Below are 20,064 nucleotides of genomic sequence, written 5' to 3'. Positions count from 1 at the left end.
TCATGGCCGGCCCCTCCGCCTCCCTGATCCCCTGTGGTCAGTACAAGACCGACTACCGCCGGGACTCCACGATCTTCCCCACGCCGATGTCGCGCGGCTTTGCGATCGCTGCGGTGCTGCTGCTGTGCCTGGCGCCGCTGAAGATCGGCGGCACCGAACTCCTCAGCCCCTATCAGCTGAACATGCTGATCCAGATCGGCTACTACGGGATCGCCGCGCTCGGGCTGAACATCCTGGTCGGCTTCACCGGGCAGATCTCGCTGGGCCATGCCGCCTTCTTCGGCTTCGGGGCTTTCGCGTCGGCCTGGCTGAGCAACAGCCTGGGCGTGCCGGTGTTCTGGGCGATCCCGCTGGCGGGACTGCTCACCACGCTCGTCGGCATGCTGTTCGGCCTGCCGGCGGCGCGGATCAAGGGGCTGTACCTGGCGATCGCCACCTTCGCGGCGCAGTTCATCCTGGAGGACTTCTTCTCGCGCGCCGACTGGTTCACCGGCGGCTCGGCCGGCACCATCGCCCAGCCCTTCAGCATCTTCGGCTACGAGTTGAGCGGCGACCGTCACTTCTTCTACGTGGTGCTCGCCTACGTGGTGGTGCTCTACCTGTTCGGCGCAAACCTGCTGCGCACGCGCGACGGGCGCGCCTTCGTGGCGGTGCGCGACCACTACCTGTCGGCCGAGATCATGGGCATCAACCTGACCCGCTATCGGGTGCTGTCCTTCGGGATCGCGGCCTTCTACGCGGGCGTGGGCGGTGCGCTGTTCGGCCACTACCTGAGCTTCGTGTCGGCCGAGTCGTTCACGATCCTGCTGTCGATCCAGTTCCTCGGAATGATCATCATCGGCGGGCTCGGCAGCGTGATGGGCACGCTGATGGGAACGGCCTTCATGGTGCTGCTGCCCGAGGCGGTGCAGGCCATGTCGCAGTCGGTCGGCAACGTCTTCCCGGCGCTGACCGAAGGCCTTGCCTTCCTGAAGGAGGGGGCGATCGGCCTGGCCATCGTGCTCTTCCTGATCTTCGAGCCCGACGGGCTGGCTCACCGCTGGAAGATGATCAAGGCGTACTGGAAGCTCTACCCGTTCTCGTACTAGGCAGGGGGCGCCGGCATCCCGCGGCGCCCGGGGAGGAGGCAAACATGCAAAGCGGTTCCCCAAGACGTTCTTTGACCGGTTTCGCGATCCACAAGAGGAGACTACAGATGAAGACCACCGTATTCGCCGCAGCAGCGGCGGCGCTCGTGCTAGGGGCGGGTTCCGCCTCGGCCGCCGACCCGATCTTCGTCGGCCATCTGGTCGACTACACCGGCCCGACCTCCGACGTCGGCAAGCCCTACGGCCAGGGCGTGGCCGACGCGCTCGCCTGGATCAACAAGAACGGCGGCATTGCCGGCCAGCCGCTGAAGTTCGAGACGGTCGACTACAGCTACAACGCGCCGCGCGCGATCGCCACCTACAAGAAGTGGGTCGGCACCGACAAGGCGGTCGCGGTGCAGGGCTGGGGCACGGCCGACACCGAGGCGCTGGTCGGCTTCGTGGCCAACGACAAGGTGCCGAACTTCTCGGCGTCCTACTCCGGGCACCTCACCGACGCGGCCGGCAAGGGTCCGAAGGGCACCAAGCCCGCGCCCTACAACTTCTTCTACGGTCCGTCCTACACCGACGGCTGCCGCGCGCTGGTGCAGTGGGCCGCAGCGGACGCCAAGAAGAAGAACGTCGACAAGCCGAAGTTCGTTCACCTGGGCGACAACCATCCCTATCCGAACGCGCCCAAGGAAGGCTGCGCAGCGTACGCGACCGAGATGGGCTTCCAGGTGATGCCGCCGATCCAGTACTCGCTCAAGCCCGGCGACTTCAAGGCTCAGTGCCTGAGCCTGAAAGATTCCGGCGCCCACTACGCCTTCCTGGCGAACACTGGCGGCTCGACGATCTCGCTGCTGAAGTCCTGCGACACGGTGGGCGTCAGCACCCAGTTCCTGGCCAACGTCTGGGGCATGGACGAGAACGCGCTGCGCGGCGCCGGCGACTCGGCCGACGGGGTGATGTTCGTGGTTGGCGGGGCCGACTGGAAATCCGACGCGGCGGGAATGAAGACGGTCCGGGAGATCTCCAAGGTCTCCGACGCCTCGGGCAGCGAGTACCGGCCGGTGCACTACATGCGCGGCATCTGCTCGGCCTTCTACATGCGCGATGCGATGGTGGCTGCGGCCAGGATGAGCGGCGGCGTGAACGGGCCGAACATCAAGGCGGCGATGGAGCAGTTCAAGAACCACGTGCCGGCCGAACTGCAGGGCGTCTGCATCCCGTCGACCTGGACCGCCGAGGATCATCGCGGCACGACCAAGGTCTTCATCTACCGCGCCAACTCCAAGGGTGGCCAGCAGTCGATCTCGATGGCAGGCGAGGCGGAAATTCCGCGCAAGCCCGAGTGGCTGGGCTGGTAAGCCCCCGGCCCCGCCCCCGCCCTCGAGCGGGGGCGGGGCGCCAATGAATCGAAGCGGAGCAGTCCCGATGCCGGAAGCCGTGCTCGAGCACCCCGAACCCGTCGACGCCGGGCCCAAGCCCGCGGCGAAGCCGCCGATCCTGACGGTCAACAACATCGAGGTCGTCTACGACGACGTGATCCTCGTGCTGCGCGGCGTCAGCCTGTCGGTGCCGGAAGGCGAGATCGTGGCGCTGCTCGGACCCAATGGCGCGGGCAAGTCGACTACGCTGAAGGCGATCTCGGGGCTGCTGCGCACCGAGAACGGCGAGGTCACCCGCGGCAACGTGAACTTCATGGGCGAGGAGATCGCCAACCTGGCGCCCGAGGAGATCGTCCGCAGGGGCATCTTCCAGGTCATGGAGGGGCGCCGGATCATCGAGGACATGACGGTCATCGAGAACCTGCGGCTCGGCGCGTACACGCGCCGCGACAACGGGGTCAAGCGGGACCTGGACATGGTCTTCGACTTTTTCCCGCGGCTGCGCGAGCGCACCGGGCTGGCGGGCTACCTGTCCGGCGGCGAGCAGCAGATGCTGGCGATCAGCCGCGCGCTGATGGCGCGCCCGAAGATGATCCTGCTCGACGAGCCTTCCATGGGCCTGTCGCCGCTGCTGGTCAAGGAGGTCTTCGACATCATCCGCCAGCTGAACAGGGAGCTCGGAATCACGATGCTGCTGGTGGAGCAGAACGCCCGGATGGCGCTGAAGGCGTCCAGCTACGGCTACATCATGGAGTCGGGAAAGATCGTCCTCGACGGAGCGCAGCAGGATCTCATCAACAACGAGGACGTCAAGGAGTTCTACCTGGGCGGCGGCGGCAGCGAGCGCAAGTCGTTCAAGAACCTGAAGTCCTACAAGCGGCGCAAGCGCTGGCTGTGAGCGCGCGCCGCGCCCCGCGGGTGCATGCATGACCGATCACTACGATGACCTCGAGACCCGCGCCCCCGAGGCGCGGGAAGGCGCCCTGATGGCGCGGCTGCCAGGGCTGGTGGCGCATGCCATCGGCGGCGCGCCCGGCTGGGCGCGGCAGCTCGCCGGGGTCGACCCCGCGACGATTTCCTCGCGCAAGGCGCTGGCCGCGCTGCCGGTGCTGCGCAAGGAGGAACTCAAGACGCTGCAGCAGGCCGACCCGCCCTTCGGCGGCCTGACCACGCTGCCGCCGGGTCGCATGGGCCACCTGTACATGTCGCCCGGGCCGATCTTCGACCCCGAGGGCGCGCGCGACGACCCCTGGCGCAGCGCCCGCGCGCTCTGGGCGGCCGGCATCCGCCCGGGGCAGGTGATCCAGAACTGCTTCGGCTACCACCTGACGCCCGGCGCCTGGATGGTGGACCTGGCCGCGCGCAAGCTGGGCTGCGCAGTGATCCCGGCGGGCACCGGGCAGACCGAGCAGCAGATCGAGGTGATCCGCGCGCTGCGGCCGGACGCCTACGTGGGTACTCCGTCCTTCCTGCGCATCATCGTCGAGAAGGCGCTCGAGACCGGCGCCGACATCTCCAACCTGAAGCGCGCGCTGGTGGCGGCCGAGGCGCTGCCACCGAGCCTGCGCGGCTGGTTCCACGCCCACGGAATACCGACCGTGCTGCAGTGGTACGGCACCGCCGACGTGGGCCTGATCGCCTACGAATCGGAGGCGCTGGAGGGAATGATCCTGGACGAGGACCTGATCCTGGAGATTGTCCGCCCGGGCACCGGCGAGCCGGTGACCGACGGCGAGGTGGGCGAGGTGGTGGTCACCTCGTTCAACCCCGAATACCCGATGATCCGTTTCGGCACCGGCGACCTCTCGGCGGTGATGCCCGGTCCCTCGCCCTGCGGCCGCACCAACTTGCGCATCCGCGGCTGGCTCGGCCGCGCCGACCAGACCACCAAGGTGCGCGGCATGTTCGTGCATCCCGGCCAGGTCGCGGAGGCGGTCCGGCGGCACCCGGAAGTCCTGCGCGCGCGGCTCGTGATCACCGGCGAGATGGCCCAGGATGCGATGACCCTCAGGTGCGAGACCCGCGGTGCGCCGGAGGGGCTGGCCGCGCGCATCGCCGAGTCGCTGCGCGAAGTCACCAAGCTGCGCGGCGAGGTCGAACTGGTGGCGGCGGGCAGCCTGCCGAACGACGGCAGGGTGATCGAGGACGCGCGCAAGTACGATTGAGGCTTTCCAGGGCGACGTCATCATCGGGCCGGGCTGCTACGTGGGCCCGGGCGCGGTGCTGCGCGGCGACTTCGGCCGCATCGTGATGGAGCGCGAGTCCAACCTGCAGGACAACTGCGTGGTCCACACCGGTCCGGACCACGACACCGTGATGGAAGAGCATGCGCACATCGGCCACGGCGCGGTGCTGCACTACTGCCGGATCGGCCGCGACGCGCTGGTCGGAATGAACGCGGTGGTGATGGACGATGCGGTGATCGGCGAGCGCACCATCGTGGCGGCGATGTCCTTCGTGCGGATCGGCGCGCAGATCCCTGCCGGCGTGCTCGTCACCGGCGCGCCGGCGCGGGTGGTGCGCGAGCTCACCGAGGCCGACCTGGCCGGCAAGCGGCTGGGCACCCGGCTCTACGTGGAGCTCGCGCGCCGCTGCCTGGCCGGACTCGAGCCGGTGGCGCCGCTGCCTGCAGTCGAGGCCGGCCGCAGGCGCACGCACTGGGAGGTGCTGGTGCGGCCGGCGCCGGACCGGCAGATTCCCTGAGTCAGGGGTCCCGGTTCACCAGCCAGCCGCCTTCGCGCGCCAGCTGGCCCTGCCGTTCGAGCTCGTCGACGCCCCAGCGCAGCGCGTCGCGCAGCTCCATCCCCATCAGGCGTGCGGAGTTGCGCAGCACCGAGGCGTTGCGCACGTCGTGCGCCATGGTCTCGAACTCGACGCGCTCGCGGTCAAGCAGCAGGAACTTGACCAGCACGCGGATCGCGTTGCGGGCGTTGCGCGCCGGGTCCGACCGCATGGCGTCCAGCCGCCGCATCGCGCGCTCGATCGCCGCATCGGGGTCGCCGAAGGGGCGGCCGTGGCCGGGGATCACGGTGTCCACCTCGAGCGTCCCGATCAGCTCGAGCACCGCCTGCTGCTCGGCGAAGCCCGACTCGCCGTCGAGCTCGGGGAAGATCACCCCGAAGCCGTTCTCCCAGAGCGCGTCGGCCGAGATCAGCACCCGGTGCTCGGGGCAGTGCAGGATCAGCGAGTGGGGGTCGTGTCCCGGCGCGGCGTGAACGTCCCAGCCCGCGCCGCCCAGCCGCAGCGTCTCGCCGGGGTGCAGGCCGCCCTCGGCGGCGAAGTGCGCGCAGCGCTGGCCGGTGCCCGCGAAGGTGAGCGCCTCTTCATCCCAGCGCCGCACGGCTTCGAGCTCCGCGGCGGGAACGAAGACCGGGCAGCCGAAGGCCTTGGCGATCGCAGCGTTGCCGCCGCAGTGGTCGGAGTGCAGGTGGGTGTTGAGCAGGCGGGTCAGCCGGCGCTGCGGCGGGCCGCGGCGCTCGATCACGCGCCGCACCAGCGCCACCGTGGTGTCCGCGTGCTTGACGTAGCCGGAGTCGACCAGCGTGGCGCAGGGCCCCGGGTTGCCGTCGTCGTCGCAGTCGTCGAAAAAGACGACCTGATTGCACGAGAGCCAGTCCCGTTCGATCACGTGCAGCGTCGGCGGAAGCGGCGGCATCGCCCGGTCCGGTTCCACTGGGCCAGCCTATCCGCCGCGTGCCGCGGGCGCGGGCTCGTCGAAGCGCGCATGATCGGCCGCCTCGATGGCGGCGCGGCGCGCGTCGACGGCCTCCAGCACGGTGCGCCTGCGCGCGTCGGGCATCGCGCCCCAGTCGGCGATCTCGTCCAGGGTCCGCAGGCAGCCCTCGCACAGTCCGGTCTGCGCGTCCATCCGGCAGATGGAGATGCAGGGCGAGGGCACCGGCCCCGGGCGGGGACCGTTCGGGCGGAACAGCTGCGTCATGCGGAGGCCTCCGCCTCGCTCTGCTCGCGCTGGCGCCGGGCGGCCAGCGCGTTGCCGGCGCGCGAGAGGCTCTTGCGGCCCAGGAAGCCGGAAATCCACTGCCCGGCATCCACCAGCCGGTCGAGGTCCAGGCCGGTGCGGATGCCCAGGCCGTGCAGCATGTAGACCACGTCCTCGGTGGCGACGTTGCCGGTTGCGCCCTTGGCGTAGGGGCAGCCGCCGAGCCCGGCGATCGAACTGTCGAAGCGGGCGACGCCGGCCTGCAGGCAGGCGAGGATGTTGGCCAGCGCCTGGCCGTAAGTGTCGTGGAAGTGGCCGGAGAGCTGCGCGATGGGGTAGACGCGCGCGGCCGCCTCCATCACGCGCTGCACCTGGCCCGGCGTGCCCACGCCGATGGTGTCGGCGATGCCGATCTCGTCGCAGCCCAGGTCGCGCAGGCGCTCGACGCCGTCGACCACTGCGCTTACCGGCACATCGCCCTGGTAGGGGCAGCCGAAGGCAGTCGACAGCGCGGCGCGCAGCCGCAGGCCGTTTGCCTTGGCGGCGTCGGCCACCGGGCGGAAGCGCTCGATGCTCTCGGCGATCGAGCAGTTGATGTTCCGCTGCGAGAAGGCCTCGCTGGCGGCACCGAAGATCACCACCTCGTCGGCGCCCGCGGCCAGCGCCGACTCGAAGCCCTTGAGGTTGGGCGTCAGCACCGAGACGATCACGCCCTGCGGGCGCGGCAGCGCGGCCATCACCTCGGCGGCGTCGGCCATCTGCGGCACCCACTTCGGCGATACGAAAGAGGTGGCCTCGAAGTGGTCGACGCCGGCGGCGAGCAGCCGCTCGCAGAGCTCGACCTTGACCGTGGCCGGCACCTGCTGCTTCTCGTTCTGCAGCCCGTCGCGCGGGCCGACCTCGGTGATGTGGACCTGGGAGGGGAGGTTCATGCTGTGCTCCTGCGGGGCCTTCGATTTTAAGGGTCGCGCCGGGATCATGCAGGCGCGAAGCCGATCAGCTGCGCGCCCTCGTCGACCTGGTCGCCGACCGCGAAGGGCAGGCCGGTGACCTCGCCGTCGGCCGGCGCGGCGATGGTGTGCTCCATTTTCATCGCCTCCATCACCAGCAGCGGCTGTCCCCTGGAGACGCGGTCACCCTGCGCGCACAGCAGCGCGACCACCTTGCCGGGCATCGGCGCGGTGAGGTTGCCGCCCTCGGCGGCGTCGTCGCCGGCATGCGCCAGCGGCGGCGCATAGCCGAGCTGCTGCGGGCCCGACGGGCCGAACAGGTGCAGTGTCTCGCCCTCGAGCACCGCGCGCGCCTCGAAGGCCTCGCCGCCGACCAGGCCGCCCAGCCGCCGGGTGGCAGGATTCCATGCGAGGTCCGACAGGCACACGATCTCGTCGCCGACCTGCACCGAATACCCGCGTCCGGCGTAGCTCAGCGTGACCGGGAACTGCGCGTCGCCGCGCCGGAAGCCCATCGGGCGCGACTGCCAGCCGCAGGGGCGCCAGCCGGTGCGCAGCGCCCAGGGGTCGGCGCTGCCGGCCGGAGCCGCGCGGGCGGCGGCCTCGTCCTCGATCGACAGCACCGCGGCCGCCGCGATCGCCAGCACCGTGGGCGTGGGCGTCGCCGCGGGCGGCAGAAGCAGCTCGCGCTCGCGTTCGATCAGGCCGGTGTCGAGGTCGGCGCCCGAGAAGGCCGGCGAGCGCATCAGCCGCTTCAGGAAGGCGACGTTGGTGGCCGGCCCGACCACGTCGAATTCGGCCAGCGCCTGGTCCATCCGGGCGGTCGCCTCGGCGCGGTCGCGCCCCCAGGTGATCAGCTTGGCGATCATCGGGTCGTAGAAGGGCGTGATCGCATCGCCCTCGCGGATGCCGCTGTCGATGCGCACGCCCGCGGGTTCGCCGCCGGCCGCGCCTACGGTGAAGTGCGCTGCCGCAGGCGTGGCGAGGTAGCGCAGTTGTCCGGTCGAGGGCAGGAAGCCCTTGTCCGGGTTCTCGGCATAGACCCGCGCCTCGAGCGAGTGGCCGTGGATGGCGAGCTCGTCCTGCAGCAGCGGCAGCCGCTGGCCCGCGGCCACCCGCAGCTGCCACTCGACCAGGTCCTGGCCGGTGATCATCTCGGTGACCGGATGCTCGACCTGGAGACGGGTGTTCATCTCCATGAAGTAGAAGCGGCCGTCGGGCTCCACGATGAATTCGACCGTGCCCGCGCCGACGTAGCCGACCGCGCGCGCCGCGGCCACCGCGGCGTCGCCCATCGCGCGCCGGCGCTCGGCGGTCATTCCCGGCGCGGGCGCCTCCTCGATCACCTTCTGGTGACGCCGCTGCACCGAGCAGTCGCGCTCGAACAGATGCACGAAGTTGCCGTGGGTGTCGGCGAAGACCTGGATCTCGACGTGGCGCGGCCGCTGCACGTAGCGCTCGATCAGCACGGTGTCGTCGCCGAAGGCGTTCTTCGCCTCGCGCTTGCACGAGGCGAGCATCGCGTCGAACTCGGCGTGCTTCGCGACGATGCGCATTCCCTTGCCGCCGCCGCCCGCGCTGGCCTTGATCAGCACCGGATAGCCGATCGCGTCCGCCTGGCCCTTCAGGTAGGCGGGGTCCTGGTCGTCGCCGTGGTAACCGGGCACCAGCGGCACCTGTGCCTTCTCCATCAGCGACTTGGCGGCGGATTTGCTGCCCATCGCGGCGATCGCCTTCGCCGGCGGCCCGATGAACACCACGCCCCGCTCCGAGGCGGCCTGCGCGAACTGCTCGTTCTCGGACAGGAAGCCGTAGCCGGGGTGGATCGCCTGGGCGCCGGTGCGCAGCGCGATCTCGAGGATGGCGTCGCCGCGCAGGTAGGACTCGCGCGCCGGCGCCGGGCCGAGCCGGTATGCCTCGTCACAGGCCGCGACGTGGCGCGAGCGCGCGTCCGCGTCGGAGTAGACGGCCACGGTGCGGATGCCGAGGCGGCGGGCGGTGGCGGCCACCCGGCAGGCGATCTCGCCGCGGTTCGCAATGAGGATCTTGTCGAACATTGTGTTCTCCGGGAATGTCTTTCTCAGGCGGCCGGATCGGCCGCGGCCCAGGCAGGCCGGCGCTTCTCGAAGAAGGCCGCGATCCCTTCCTGGGCTTCGTCGGTGGCGCGCACCCGCGCGATGCGCGAGGCGGTCTCACGGCCAATCGCGTCGTCGATCGGCCGGCCTGTCATGTCCTGCACCAGCCGCTTGCACTCGCCGAGCGCCTTCGGCCCTCCGGCGAGCAGGTGGCCGACGATGCCGTTGACCGCCTCGTCGAGGCCGTCGGGCTGTACCAGTTCGTGCACGAAGCCGATCCGCCAGGCCTCCGCGGCGTCGAACACCTCGCCAGTGACGAACCAGCGGCGCGCCTGCTGGCCGCCCATCGCCCGGATCACATAGGGGCTGATCATTGCCGGGATCAGCCCGAGCTTGACCTCGGACAGGCAGAAGCGCGCCTCGGTGGATGCGACCGAGACGTCGCAGGCGGCCACCAGTCCCATGCCGCCGGCAAAGGCGGGGCCCTGCACCCGCGCCACCGTCGGCTTCGGGCTGTCGTGCAGCAGCCGCAGCAGTCGCGCCAGCCGCATCGAATCCGCCAGGGAGGCCTCCGGGCTCATCGTGCGCCCGCTCGCCATCCAGGCCAGGTCGGCGCCCGCGCAGAAGGCCGTGCCGCGGCCGGCGAGAACGATCGCGCGCACCGCCTCGTCGTCGATCGCGCGCTGGACGGCGTCGGTCGTCTCGTCGATCAGCACGTCGTTCATCGCGTTGCGCAGCGCCGGCCGGTTCAGCCAGACGAGCGCGACCCCCTGGGTCAGGTCGGTCTCGATCGTGGTGTAGCTCATCGTCAGATCCTGAACACGCCGAACTTCGTCTCCGGAATCGGCGCGTTCAGGCTGGCCGACAGGCCCAGCGCCACCACGGTGCGCGTGTCCACCGGATCGATGATGCCGTCGTCCCACAGCCGCGCCGTGGCGTAGTAGGGATGGCCCTGCACCTCGTACTGGTCGCGGATCGGCGCCTTGAAGGCCTCCTCGTCCTCTGCGCTCCAGCTGCCGCCGCGCCCTTCGATGCCGTCGCGGCGCACCGTGGCCAGCACGGACGCTGCCTGCTCGCCGCCCATCACGCTGATGCGCGCGTTGGGCCACATCCAGAGGAAGCGCGGCGAATAGGCGCGGCCGCACATGCCGTAGTTGCCGGCGCCGAATGAGCCGCCGATGATCACGGTGAACTTGGGCACCTGCGCGCAGGCAACCGCGGTGACCAGCTTGGCGCCGGCGCGCGCGATGCCCTCGTTCTCGTACTTGCGCCCCACCATGAAGCCGGTGATGTTCTGCAGGAACAGCAGCGGGATCTTGCGCTGGCAGCACAGCTCGATGAAGTGCGCGCCCTTGTTGGCCGATTCCGAGAACAGGATGCCGTTGTTGGCGACGATGCCGACCGGCATGCCGTGGATGTGCGCGAAGCCGGTGACCAGCGTGCTTCCGTAGCGGGCCTTGAACTCGTCGAAGGCCGATCCGTCGACGATCCGCGCGATCACCTCGCGCACGTCGAAGGGCTTGCGCGAATCGGTCGGGATGGTGCCGTAGAGTTCTTGGGGGTCGTAGGCGGGCGCCACCGGCGGGCGCAGCGCCAGCGGCTGGGGCTTGACGCGGTTCAGGTGGCCGACGATGCGCCGCGCGATGGCCAGCGCATGCGCGTCGTCCTGGGCCAGGTGGTCGGCCACGCCGGACAGCCGCGTGTGCACGTCGCCGCCGCCCAGGTCCTCGGCGCTCACCACCTCGCCGGTGGCCGCCTTCACCAGCGGCGGGCCGCCGAGGAAGATCGTGCCCTGCTCCCTGACGATGATCGACTCGTCGCTCATCGCCGGCACGTAGGCGCCGCCGGCGGTGCAGGAGCCCATCACGACCGCGATCTGGGGAATTCCCTGCGCGGACATGTTGGCCTGGTTGTAGAAGATGCGGCCGAAGTGCTCGCGGTCAGGAAAGACCTCGTCCTGGTTCGGCAGGTTGGCGCCGCCGGAGTCGACCAGGTAGATGCAGGGCAGGCGGTTCTCGCGCGCGATCTCCTGCGCCCGCAGGTGCTTCTTCACCGTGATCGGGTAGTAGGTGCCGCCCTTGACCGTGGCGTCGTTGCACACGATCACGCACTCCTGGCCGGACACGCGCCCGATGCCGGTGACGATGCCGGCGCTCGGCGCGGCGTTGTCGTACATGTCGTGGGCGGCGAGCTGCGAGAACTCCAGGAAGGGCGTTCCCGGGTCCAGCAGCATCGAGACGCGGTCGCGCGGCAGCAGCTTGCCGCGCGCGGTGTGCTTGGCGCGCGCGGCTTCGCCGCCGCCCTGCGCCGCCTCGGCGACGCGCATGTGCAGGTCGCCCACCTGCAGGCGCATCGCCTGCTCGTTGGCCTGGAACTGCGCGTCGCGCGGGTTCAGCTTGCTCTCCAGCTTCTTCAACGGAGCTCTCCCTGGATGGGTCGATGACGTGGGATCGGATGCATGGCCTGCGGCATCAGGCGGGCACCGTGGCGGCGCCGGCGCACTGCATCACCATGCGGGTGTACATGTCGATCAGGTCGCGCTTGCCCAGCCGTCCGCCCTCGCGGTACCAGGCGCCGACGCCGGTGAGCATCGCGAGGATGGCGAAGGTGGCGATCCGCGCGTCCGGCAGCTGGAAGGCGCCGCGCTCGACGCCGTCGCGCAGGATGCCGGTGAGCAGGTCCTCGTAGCGGCGGCGCAGCGACACCACCCTGCGGCGGTCCGCCGGGGCCAGGCTGCGCAGCTCCATGTTCGCGACGAAGACCTCGCGCCGGCGCAGCGTGTGCGAGCGGACGTGGAAATCGACGAAGGCGCGCAGCGCCTCGACCGGATCGTCGGTGGCCGGGCGCTGCAGCGCCCACTGCTCGAGCAGGAACTCGAGGTGCTCGACCAGCAGTTCCACCAGCAGTTGGGCTTTGCTGGGAAAGTAGCGGTAGATGGTTCCCGGCTGCACGCCGACCTTCTCGGCGATCTCGCGCAGCGTGGTCGCCTCGAAGCCGCGCGCAGCGATCAACTCGATCGCTGCGCTGCGGATCGCCTCCTCGGTGCGGGCGCCGTCGGAACCGGTGGTGCGGGCCATGGGTGGGGCTGAAGTGGAACCTGGCAGGCCGCGGCGCGGCCGGGGCGTCCAGTATATTCCAGGAATTGAACGATCGACCGTTTAATTCCCGGGCCGCACCGCGGCCGGCATTCCGGTCGGCCCAACCCACCGGAGCAAGCCCCTCGATGGACGTCCGCCGCCAGGCCTTCGCGGTCCTCGCCTTCTGCTTCGTCACCAACATGGTCTCGCGGGGCATCGGCGAGAGCTTCGCGGTGTTCCTGCTGCCGGTCGCGGAGGAGTTCGGCACCGACCGGGCGCTGCTGACCGGCATCGCCTCGGTCTACATGCTCGCCACCGGTGCGATGTCGCCGCTGGTTGGAATCGCCATCGACCGCTTCGGACCGCGTGCCTGCTACAGCCTCGGGCTGGCGATCTTCGGCACGGTCTACCTGCTCGCCGGCCTGGCGACCTCGCTGTGGCAGCTCTACCTGCTGATCGGCATGGCGGCGGCGGTGGGCACCTCGCTGATCGGGCTTGTGCCGGCGGCGGGCCTGGCCACGCGCTGGTTCTCCGCGAGGCTGCCGACCGCGATGGGGCTGCTGTCGGCGGCGCTGGGCATCGGCATGCTGGTGTTCGCGCCGCTGGCCCAGTGGCTGATCGGGCTGCTCGGCTGGCGCGGCACCTACCAGGTGATGGGCGCTGCGCTGCTGCTCTCGGTGCTGCCCGTCTGGCTGATGCCCTGGCGGCGGATCGCCGCCGGCGCTCCGCAGGTGTCGCGGGCGCGCAGCGCGGCCGAGCCTGCGGACGCCTGGACCATCCGCCGCGCGACGCGCACGCCGGTCTTCTGGGCGCTGACCGCGGTGATGTTCTTCACCTCGCTGTCGACGGTGACGGTGAGCGTGCAGCTGGTGGCCGCGCTGGTCGCGGCGGGGTTCGCGCCGATGCTGGCGGCCACCGTGTTCGGTGTGGCGGGAATGGCGTCGATCGTCGGCATGGTCGGCGCCGGCTGGTTCTCAGAGCGCATCGGCGAGAAGCCTTTCGCGACGATCTCCTACAGCGCGTCCATCGTTGGCATCGGCGCGCTGGCGATGCTCGAGCTCTGGCCGTCGACGCTGCTGCTCGCAGCGTTCGTGCTGTTGTTCGGCACCATGCAGGGCTCGCGCGGCCCGCTGGTGGCGGTCCTGTCGGTGCGCAACTTTCCCGGCAGACGCCAGTCGGCGATCTACGGCACGGTGCTGCTGGGGATGGGCACGGGCGCCGCGCTCGGCGCCTGGGCCAGCGGCGCGCTGTACGACCTCACCGGCGGCTATCGTGCCGGCTACCTGCTGTCGGCGCTCGGCGCGGGCTGCGGGCTGCTGCTGTTCAGGACGGTGCCGGCGCTGTCCGGGACGCGGGCGGCGGCGTAGAGCGTCAGGCGCCCCTCCTGACCGGCGAGAACCGCGGCGACCGGCCCTTCGGGCCGGTTTCCCTGCGCTGCTCGCCTTGGGCTGGCACGGCGCAACTCGCTGCGCGCCCTTCGGGCGCTCCGCTCGGACAGGGCGCCGTGAGTCAGAAGAACGAAGCGCGCTGCGCGCGCTCAGCCCAAGGCTGCGCTGCTCGGCGCCGCAGATTTCGCCGGTCAGGAGGGGCGCCTGACGCTCTTCGTGCCGTTGGGCTCATGCGGAGAGCCCGTATTCGGCACGTATGCTCGCGATCGTTCGCGCGCGCATCCCGCACACCGGCCCTTCAAGGCGTCCGGGAATCGTCCATATGCCGTATGTCTTTCAAGCTTCGGGGCAGCTAGATTCGTGATTGGCTCTGGGCGCCAAGCGGTTTCAATCTATACGCAATTAACGTATATTCATGCAAGCGCTCTTCGTCGAGTTGCCTCCGTTCCGGCGCCATCGGGCGGAGTACCTGAATGACGATGCCTATCGGGACTTTCAGGTGATGCTGATGCGCAACCCGGACGCTGGAGACGTCATCCAGGGGGCCGGAGGCTTGCGGAAGGTTCGTGTTCCTGACCGGAGGCGGCACAAGGGCAAGCGTGGCGGCATTCGGGTCATCTACTACTGGTGGCTGAGCGGCGCGCAATTCTGGCTGTTCACCCTGTACGGCAAGGACGTGCAGGACGATCTGGACGTCGAACAGAAGAAGGCGCTTTCCAGGCTTCTGGATGCGGAGCTGCGGGCGAGGTCGAGATCGTGAAACGCGACGTTTTTTCCGAACTGGTCGAAGGGCTGGATGCGCTGGCGAGTGAACGGCAGGGCAAGACGACCCTGCGCTCCTATGAAGTCCGGCTGAGTGATCTGCCGCCGGTGTCCGCGGACGAACTGGTGAGCCTGCGCGAGCGGCTGAACATGTCGCGGGCGGTATTCGCGATGCACCTTCGCACCAACGTGCGGACGCTGGAGAACTGGGAACAGGGGCGGGCCAGGCCGAACGCTCAGGCGACCACCCTGATCCGCCTCGTGCAGAAGTACCCGGAAACCGTGGAGCACCTGGCGGCGCTGCCCTGAACGGCATGGCGTTCAGGCGCCGCGGCGCTCCATAGCAGTCCGCCGCCGTCTCCGCGAAGGCATGATGCGCGGCGCCTTCGTGCGTGCTCGTGCGCAGCCGAGAAGCGCAGGGTTGCCGGCCTGCGCGCGCAGCGCGCTTCGTTCATCAAACTCGCGGCGCCTGTCTGAACGGAGCGCGCAACGCGCGCGCAGTGAGTTCGCCGCGCAGGCCGGAAACCCGAGCATCGCAGGGCACCCCTGCGAAGCAGGGGCAAGCACCCGCACGCGGGATGAGGCCACGCATCATGCCTTCGCCCGCGCCACGCAGGCACGCGATGGAACCGCCCGACTCACTCCTCCGCCAGCGCCCGCCCGATCAGGATCCGCTGGATGTCGCTGGTCCCCTCGTAGATCTGCGTGACCCGCACGTCCCGGTAGATGCGCTCCACCGGGAAATCCTCGAGGTAGCCGTAGCCGCCGTGGATCTGGATCGCGTCCGAGCAGACGCGCTCGGCCATCTCCGAGGCGAACAGCTTGGCCATCGCCGCCTGCTTCAGGCAGGGCTCGCCGGCGTCCTTCAGGCTCGCCGCATGCCAGATCAGCTGCCGCGCGGCCTCGATCTGCGTGGCCATGTCGGCCAGCCGGAACTGCAGTGCCTGGTGGTTGAAGATCGGCGTGCCGAAGGCCACGCGTTCCTTCGAATAGCGCAGCGCCGCCTCGAAAGCCGCCCGCGCCATGCCCAGGCTCTGCGAGGCGATGCCGATGCGGCCGCCCTCCAGGCCTGACAGCGCGATCTTGAGTCCCTGGCCCTCTTCGCCGAGCAGGTTCTCCGCCGGCACCCGGCAGTTCTCGAACATGATCTGCGCGGTGTCCGACGCGTGCTGTCCCATCTTGCGCTCGATCCCAGACACCACGTAGCCGGGCGTGCCGGTGGGTACCAGGAAGGCGGAAATGCCGCGCTTGCCCGCGGCCTTGTCGGTGACCGCCATGACGATGGCGACGTCAGCGTTCTTGCCCGACGTGATGAACTGCTTGGTGCCGTCGAGCACGTAGTGGTCGCCGTCGCGCCGGGCGGTGGTGCGCAGGCCGCCGGCCTCCGAGCCTACGTGCGGCTCGGTCAGGCAGAAGGCGCCAAGCATCTCGCCGCGCGCCAGCGGCACGAGCCAGCGCTGCTTCTGCGCGTCGTTCGCCCAGGCCATCATGATCGAGCAGACCGGGCAGTTGTTCACCGAGATCACGGTCGAGGTGGCGCCGTCGCCGGCCGCGATCTCCTCGAGGATCAGCGCGAGCGACACGTAGTTCAGGCCGGCGCCGCCCCACTGCTCGGGCACTGCCACGCCGTAGCAGCCGAGCTGCGCGAGTCCCTTCAGCGCCTCGGAGGGGAAGGTGCCGTCGCGGTCCCACTGCGCGGCCTTGGGGGCGATCTCGTTCGCGACGAAGGTGCGCACGGCGTCGCGGATCAGCTTCTGGTCCTGGGTCAGCAGCATCTGCCGGAATTCCTGTTGGTGCTAGACGTCGACGTGGCGCCGCCGGGCGGTGACCTCGATCTCGATCTTCATCCGCGGGTCGATCAGCCCGACCACCATCGCGGTGGCCGCCGGACGCGCCGTTCGGAAGTACTCGCCGAAGACCGGCGCCAGACGCTCGAACAGCGCGGCGTCGGTCAGCAGGTAGCGCACCCGGACCACGTCGTCCAGCGTGCAGTTGCCCTGCGACAGCGCCTTGGAGATGTTGCGAAAGCACTGGTGGACCTGGGCCACCGGATCCTCAGCGATCGTCATCCGCGCATAGTCGAAGCCGGTGGTGCCGGACACGAACACGTCGTCGCCATCCGCCACCGCGCGCGAATAGCCGGCCAGCGCTTCGAAGCTCGAGCCGGATCCGAAGGTCCGTCGTTCGCTCATCGTCTGTGATCCATTGACGACGCAGCGCGCCCGGCTATGGGCCGGGCGCGCTGCGGCGGGGTCCCTGCGGGCAGGGGGTCAGAGCATCTCGATGGCCACGGCGACAGCCTCGCCGCCGCCGATGCACAGCGCGGCCACGCCCTTCTTGCCGCCGGTCTTGCGCAGTGCGCCCATCAGAGTCACCAGGATGCGCGCACCCGAGGCGCCGATCGGATGGCCGAGCGCGCAGGCGCCGCCATGGATGTTGACCTTGTCGTGCGGCAGGTTGAACTCCTTCATCGCGGCCATGGTCACCGCAGCGAACGCCTCGTTGACCTCCCAGAGATCGACGTCGCCGGCCTTCCAGCCGGCCTTGGCCAGCGCCTTCTCGATCGCGCCGACCGGAGCGGTGGTGAACCACTCGGGCGCATGGGCGAAGGTTGCGTGGGAGACGATCCGGGCGATCGGCTTGGCGCCCTTGGCCTTCGCGGTGGAGGCGCGCATCAGCACCATTGCGGCGGCGCCGTCGGAAATCGACGAGGCGTTCGCGGCGGTGATGGTGCCGTCCTTCTTGAACGCCGGCTTGAGCCCCGGGATCTTGTCCAGCTTGGCCTTGAAGGGCTGCTCGTCCTTGTCGATGACGGTGTCGCCGCCCTTGCCCTTGATGGTGACCGGCGCCATTTCCCAGGCGAAGCTGCCGTCGGTGTTGGCCTTGATCGCGCGCTCGGTGGAGGCGATCGCGAACTTGTCCTGGTCCTCGCGGCTGAACTTGTACTTCTCGACGCAGCTCTCGGCGAACACGCCCATCGCCTTGCCGCGATCGTAGGCGTCCTCGAGGCCGTCCATCGCCATGTGGTCGTAGAGCACCCCCTGGCCGTAGCGATAGCCCTTGCGCGCGCCGGTGAGCAGGTGCGGGGCGTTGGTCATGCTCTCCATGCCGCCGGCGACCATCACGTCGTGCGTGCCGGCCAGCAGCATGTCGTGCGCGAACATCACGGCCTTCATGCCCGAGCCGCACATCTTGGACAGCGTGACTGCGCCGGCCGACGTCGGCAGGCCTGCGCCCAGCGTGGCCTGGCGTGCCGGGGCCTGACCCTGGCCGGCCATCAGGCAGTTGCCGAACAGCACCTCGCCGACGTCCTCGCCCTTGACGCCGGCGCGCTCGACCGCAGCGCGGATCGCGACGGCGCCGAGTTCATGGGCGGCCAGGCCGGAAAAGTCGCCCAGCAGGCCGCCGATGGGCGTGCGGGCGGCAGAGACGATGACGATGGGATCGCTCATTGGGAATCTCCGTGAAGGATGTTAAAAACGGGATGGACCGCCCCGGCGCCTGAGGTTTCCGGGCGGGGGCGTGCCGACAGGCACAGGTCCTTGGGCGCGTTGGAGGATGCGCCAAACCGGGGCGCTTGTCGACCCGGCGGGTTCCATGGCCTGCGCGCCGATCTCATGCCGGCAGACCCGGCCAGATCGTCGCCGGCAGGCGGTGCCGCAGGCGAAGCGTGTCCGGATAGGGGAACACGTCGTCGAGGATTCCCGCGCGCACCCGCTGCTGCTTTTCCTGCCACCAGGCCGCGTCCAGCAGGTCCGCGTGATGCTTCATGAACACCTCGCGGATCTGGGGGTCGCCCAGCAGGAAGGTGCCGAACTCCTCCGGGAACACGTCGTGCGGACCCACCGTGTACCAGGGTTCAGCGGACATTTCGTCCTCGGGCGTGCGCGGCGCCGGAATCCGGCGGAAGTTCATGTCGGTCACGTAGGCGACCTCGTCGTAGTCGTAGAACACCACCCGGCCCTGGCGGATCACGCCGAAGTTCTTGTAGAGCATGTCGCCGGGGAAGATGTTCGCCGCGACCATCTCCCTGATCGCATCGCCGTACTCGATGATCGCGCGCTCGCGCTCGGCGCGGTCGGAGCGCTCGAGGTGCATGTTCAGCGGCACCATGCGGCGCTCGATGTACACGTGCTGGATCACCAGGTTGGGGCCGTCGTCGTAGATGATCGAGGGCGCGACGTTGCGCAGTTCGGCCTCGAGCGCGGGGTCGAAGCGCGAGCGGGGGATGGACACGTCCGCGTACTCCCAGGTGTCCGCCATGCGACCCACGCGGTCATGCAGCTTCACCAGCTGGTACTGCGACCGGATGAATTCGCGGGTCATCTCCTTGCCGCGCTTGTCCTTGATGATCTTGAAGACGTAGGGGAAGGAGGGCAGCGTGAACACGGCCATCACCAGTCCCTTGATGCCGGGGGCGATCACGAAGCGGTCGCTCGAGTGCCGCAGGTGGTCGAGCAGGTCGCGGTAGAACAGCGTCTTGCCCTGCTTGTGCAGGCCCAGCATGGTGTAGAGCTCGGAGTCCGGCTTGGTCGGCATCAGCGAGCTCAGGAACTGCACGTAGGCCGACGGCACGTCCATGTCGACCATGAAATAGGCGCGCGAAAAGTTGAACAGCGCCTCGACGCGCTCGGTGCCGAACAGCACTGCGTCGATGTACAGCCGGCCCCGGGAATCCTGCAGGATGGGCAGCGCCACCGGGAGGATTTCACTGTCGTTGATCAGCCGGCCGATCAGGTAGGCGCCCTTGTTGCGCATGAAGGGCGTGCGCAGCAGCTGGAACTGGCAGTCGGCGGCCGGCGCATAGTCCGGTCCCAGGTGCTCGCGCGCCGCCTCGCGCACCAGCCGGAGGTCGCGCTCGGCGTCCACGAAGGGGCAGGCGAAGCCGACGTCGATGATCGCCTGGCGCAGCGCGGCGGCCCAGCCGGCGTGGGTCGGGTAGTAGACCCGGTACGACATCGGGTCGCTGTCCAGATACTGCGTGGACACCGCAGGCCGCACGAAGATGATCTCGTTGTGGAAGTAGGAGCGGTCCAGCAGCTTGGTGCAGACCGTGTTGAAGAAGGTTTCTGCGAGCTCGGGGCGGCGGTGCTCTGCGAGCAGCAGCACGTAGTGGCGCTTGACCAGCGGCCAGAGCGCGTGCTCGAACTCGGTGCCGAATTCGGACTTGATCCGCTCCACCGCCTCGAGCGCGCGCAGGTCGTAGAAGTCGATGCGCTCGCGCGCGAGCTTGCGGATGCGGTGCCAGTCGCCGCCCTCGTAGCGGGTCTTGGCCTGCTGCGCGTTGTAGCGGAACAGCGCATAGTGGCGGTCGAACCCGGCGAGGATCGCGCGGGCGATCGCGTTGGCCTTGTCCCTGAGCATCGCTGGCCTGTCCTGGGGAGTGTCGGGGCGCGGTTCCGGCGGGGCCGGCG

19 protein-coding genes are annotated in these 20,064 nt (G+C 69.6%); 8 read left to right on the top strand and 11 right to left on the bottom strand.

Annotation, left to right across the window (positions count from 1 at the left end; translation table 11 throughout):
* The first annotated feature begins 2 nt into the window (after positions 1 to 2).
* The 5 genes from HNQ70_RS16970 (at position 3) to HNQ70_RS16950 (ending at position 5,161) form a co-directional block, all read left to right on the top strand.
* Positions 3 to 1,088, top strand: coding sequence for a branched-chain amino acid ABC transporter permease (locus HNQ70_RS16970; protein ID WP_183969869.1), 1,086 nt, complete (start codon positions 3 to 5; stop codon positions 1,086 to 1,088).
* 107 nt (positions 1,089 to 1,195) lie between these two features.
* On the top strand, positions 1,196 to 2,437 hold the full coding sequence (locus tag HNQ70_RS16965) for an ABC transporter substrate-binding protein (protein ID WP_183969867.1): 1,242 nt from the start codon (positions 1,196 to 1,198) through the stop codon (positions 2,435 to 2,437).
* A 67-nt stretch (positions 2,438 to 2,504) separates the two neighbouring features.
* Positions 2,505 to 3,356, top strand: a complete 852-nt coding sequence (locus HNQ70_RS16960; protein ID WP_183969865.1) for an ABC transporter ATP-binding protein — start codon at positions 2,505 to 2,507, stop codon at positions 3,354 to 3,356.
* Between the two features lie 28 nt (positions 3,357 to 3,384).
* Positions 3,385 to 4,623, top strand: coding sequence for a phenylacetate--CoA ligase family protein (locus HNQ70_RS16955; RefSeq protein ID WP_183969863.1), 1,239 nt, complete (start codon positions 3,385 to 3,387; stop codon positions 4,621 to 4,623).
* Positions 4,624 to 4,663: 40 nt separating this feature from the next.
* Positions 4,664 to 5,161 (top strand): phenylacetic acid degradation protein PaaY, encoded by a 498-nt coding sequence (locus tag HNQ70_RS16950; protein ID WP_343060816.1) that lies wholly within the window; start codon positions 4,664 to 4,666, stop codon positions 5,159 to 5,161.
* A 1-nt stretch (position 5,162) separates the two neighbouring features.
* On the opposite strand, the gene HNQ70_RS16945 is transcribed toward HNQ70_RS16950, so the two are convergent.
* From HNQ70_RS16945 to HNQ70_RS16915, 7 genes are read right to left on the bottom strand one after another with little or no spacing between them, the layout of a single operon-like run.
* On the bottom strand, positions 5,163 to 6,113 hold the full coding sequence (locus tag HNQ70_RS16945; RefSeq protein WP_183969861.1) for an MBL fold metallo-hydrolase: 951 nt from the start codon (positions 6,111 to 6,113) through the stop codon (positions 5,163 to 5,165).
* A 27-nt stretch (positions 6,114 to 6,140) separates the two neighbouring features.
* The gene (locus HNQ70_RS16940; RefSeq protein ID WP_183969859.1) at positions 6,141 to 6,398 is read right to left on the bottom strand and encodes a DUF1289 domain-containing protein; all 258 of its coding nucleotides are present in this window, start codon (positions 6,396 to 6,398) and stop codon (positions 6,141 to 6,143) included.
* Positions 6,395 to 7,330 carry a hydroxymethylglutaryl-CoA lyase gene (locus HNQ70_RS16935; RefSeq protein ID WP_183969857.1) on the bottom strand — a complete coding sequence of 312 codons (936 nt, stop codon included), beginning with the start codon at positions 7,328 to 7,330 and terminating at the stop codon, positions 6,395 to 6,397. The genes HNQ70_RS16940 and HNQ70_RS16935 overlap by 4 nt, the downstream gene beginning before the upstream one ends.
* A gap of 44 nt (positions 7,331 to 7,374) precedes the next feature.
* A complete protein-coding gene (locus tag HNQ70_RS16930) occupies positions 7,375 to 9,405 on the bottom strand; it encodes an acetyl-CoA carboxylase biotin carboxylase subunit (protein ID WP_183969855.1) in 2,031 nt (676 codons plus the stop codon).
* A 23-nt stretch (positions 9,406 to 9,428) separates the two neighbouring features.
* The gene (locus HNQ70_RS16925; protein ID WP_183969853.1) at positions 9,429 to 10,229 is read right to left on the bottom strand and encodes an enoyl-CoA hydratase/isomerase family protein; all 801 of its coding nucleotides are present in this window, start codon (positions 10,227 to 10,229) and stop codon (positions 9,429 to 9,431) included.
* A gap of 2 nt (positions 10,230 to 10,231) precedes the next feature.
* Entirely contained in the window at positions 10,232 to 11,839 is a 1,608-nt protein-coding gene (locus HNQ70_RS16920; protein WP_183969851.1) for a carboxyl transferase domain-containing protein, read from the bottom strand.
* A 55-nt stretch (positions 11,840 to 11,894) separates the two neighbouring features.
* Entirely contained in the window at positions 11,895 to 12,500 is a 606-nt protein-coding gene (locus HNQ70_RS16915) for a TetR/AcrR family transcriptional regulator (protein WP_183969849.1), read from the bottom strand.
* 146 nt (positions 12,501 to 12,646) lie between these two features.
* Here HNQ70_RS16915 and HNQ70_RS16910 point away from each other — a divergent pair, with 146 nt between their 5' ends.
* The 3 genes from HNQ70_RS16910 (at position 12,647) to HNQ70_RS16900 (ending at position 14,959) form a co-directional block, all read left to right on the top strand.
* Positions 12,647 to 13,867 carry an MFS transporter gene (locus tag HNQ70_RS16910; protein ID WP_183969847.1) on the top strand — a complete coding sequence of 407 codons (1,221 nt, stop codon included), beginning with the start codon at positions 12,647 to 12,649 and terminating at the stop codon, positions 13,865 to 13,867.
* A gap of 436 nt (positions 13,868 to 14,303) precedes the next feature.
* Positions 14,304 to 14,648, top strand: a complete 345-nt coding sequence (locus tag HNQ70_RS16905) for a toxin (protein ID WP_183969845.1) — start codon at positions 14,304 to 14,306, stop codon at positions 14,646 to 14,648.
* Positions 14,645 to 14,959 carry a helix-turn-helix domain-containing protein gene (locus tag HNQ70_RS16900; RefSeq protein ID WP_183969842.1) on the top strand — a complete coding sequence of 105 codons (315 nt, stop codon included), beginning with the start codon at positions 14,645 to 14,647 and terminating at the stop codon, positions 14,957 to 14,959. The genes HNQ70_RS16905 and HNQ70_RS16900 overlap by 4 nt, the downstream gene beginning before the upstream one ends.
* A gap of 329 nt (positions 14,960 to 15,288) precedes the next feature.
* On the opposite strand, the gene HNQ70_RS16895 is transcribed toward HNQ70_RS16900, so the two are convergent.
* The 4 genes from HNQ70_RS16895 to aceK form a co-directional block, all read right to left on the bottom strand.
* Positions 15,289 to 16,425 carry an acyl-CoA dehydrogenase family protein gene (locus HNQ70_RS16895; RefSeq protein WP_183969840.1) on the bottom strand — a complete coding sequence of 379 codons (1,137 nt, stop codon included), beginning with the start codon at positions 16,423 to 16,425 and terminating at the stop codon, positions 15,289 to 15,291.
* 21 nt (positions 16,426 to 16,446) lie between these two features.
* The gene (locus HNQ70_RS16890; RefSeq protein ID WP_183969838.1) at positions 16,447 to 16,842 is read right to left on the bottom strand and encodes a RidA family protein; all 396 of its coding nucleotides are present in this window, start codon (positions 16,840 to 16,842) and stop codon (positions 16,447 to 16,449) included.
* Positions 16,843 to 16,920: 78 nt separating this feature from the next.
* Positions 16,921 to 18,102, bottom strand: coding sequence for an acetyl-CoA C-acyltransferase (locus tag HNQ70_RS16885; protein ID WP_183969836.1), 1,182 nt, complete (start codon positions 18,100 to 18,102; stop codon positions 16,921 to 16,923).
* Between the two features lie 163 nt (positions 18,103 to 18,265).
* Complete coding sequence (gene aceK, locus HNQ70_RS16880) at positions 18,266 to 20,014, bottom strand: bifunctional isocitrate dehydrogenase kinase/phosphatase (RefSeq protein ID WP_183969834.1); 1,749 nt, start codon at positions 20,012 to 20,014, stop codon at positions 18,266 to 18,268.
* Positions 20,015 to 20,064 lie beyond the last annotated feature (50 nt).

Origin of the sequence: Quisquiliibacterium transsilvanicum, assembly GCF_014202215.1 — a bacterium.
GTDB lineage: Bacteria > Pseudomonadota > Gammaproteobacteria > Burkholderiales > Burkholderiaceae_E > Quisquiliibacterium > Quisquiliibacterium transsilvanicum.
This window is presented reverse-complemented; position numbering and strand designations above follow the sequence as displayed.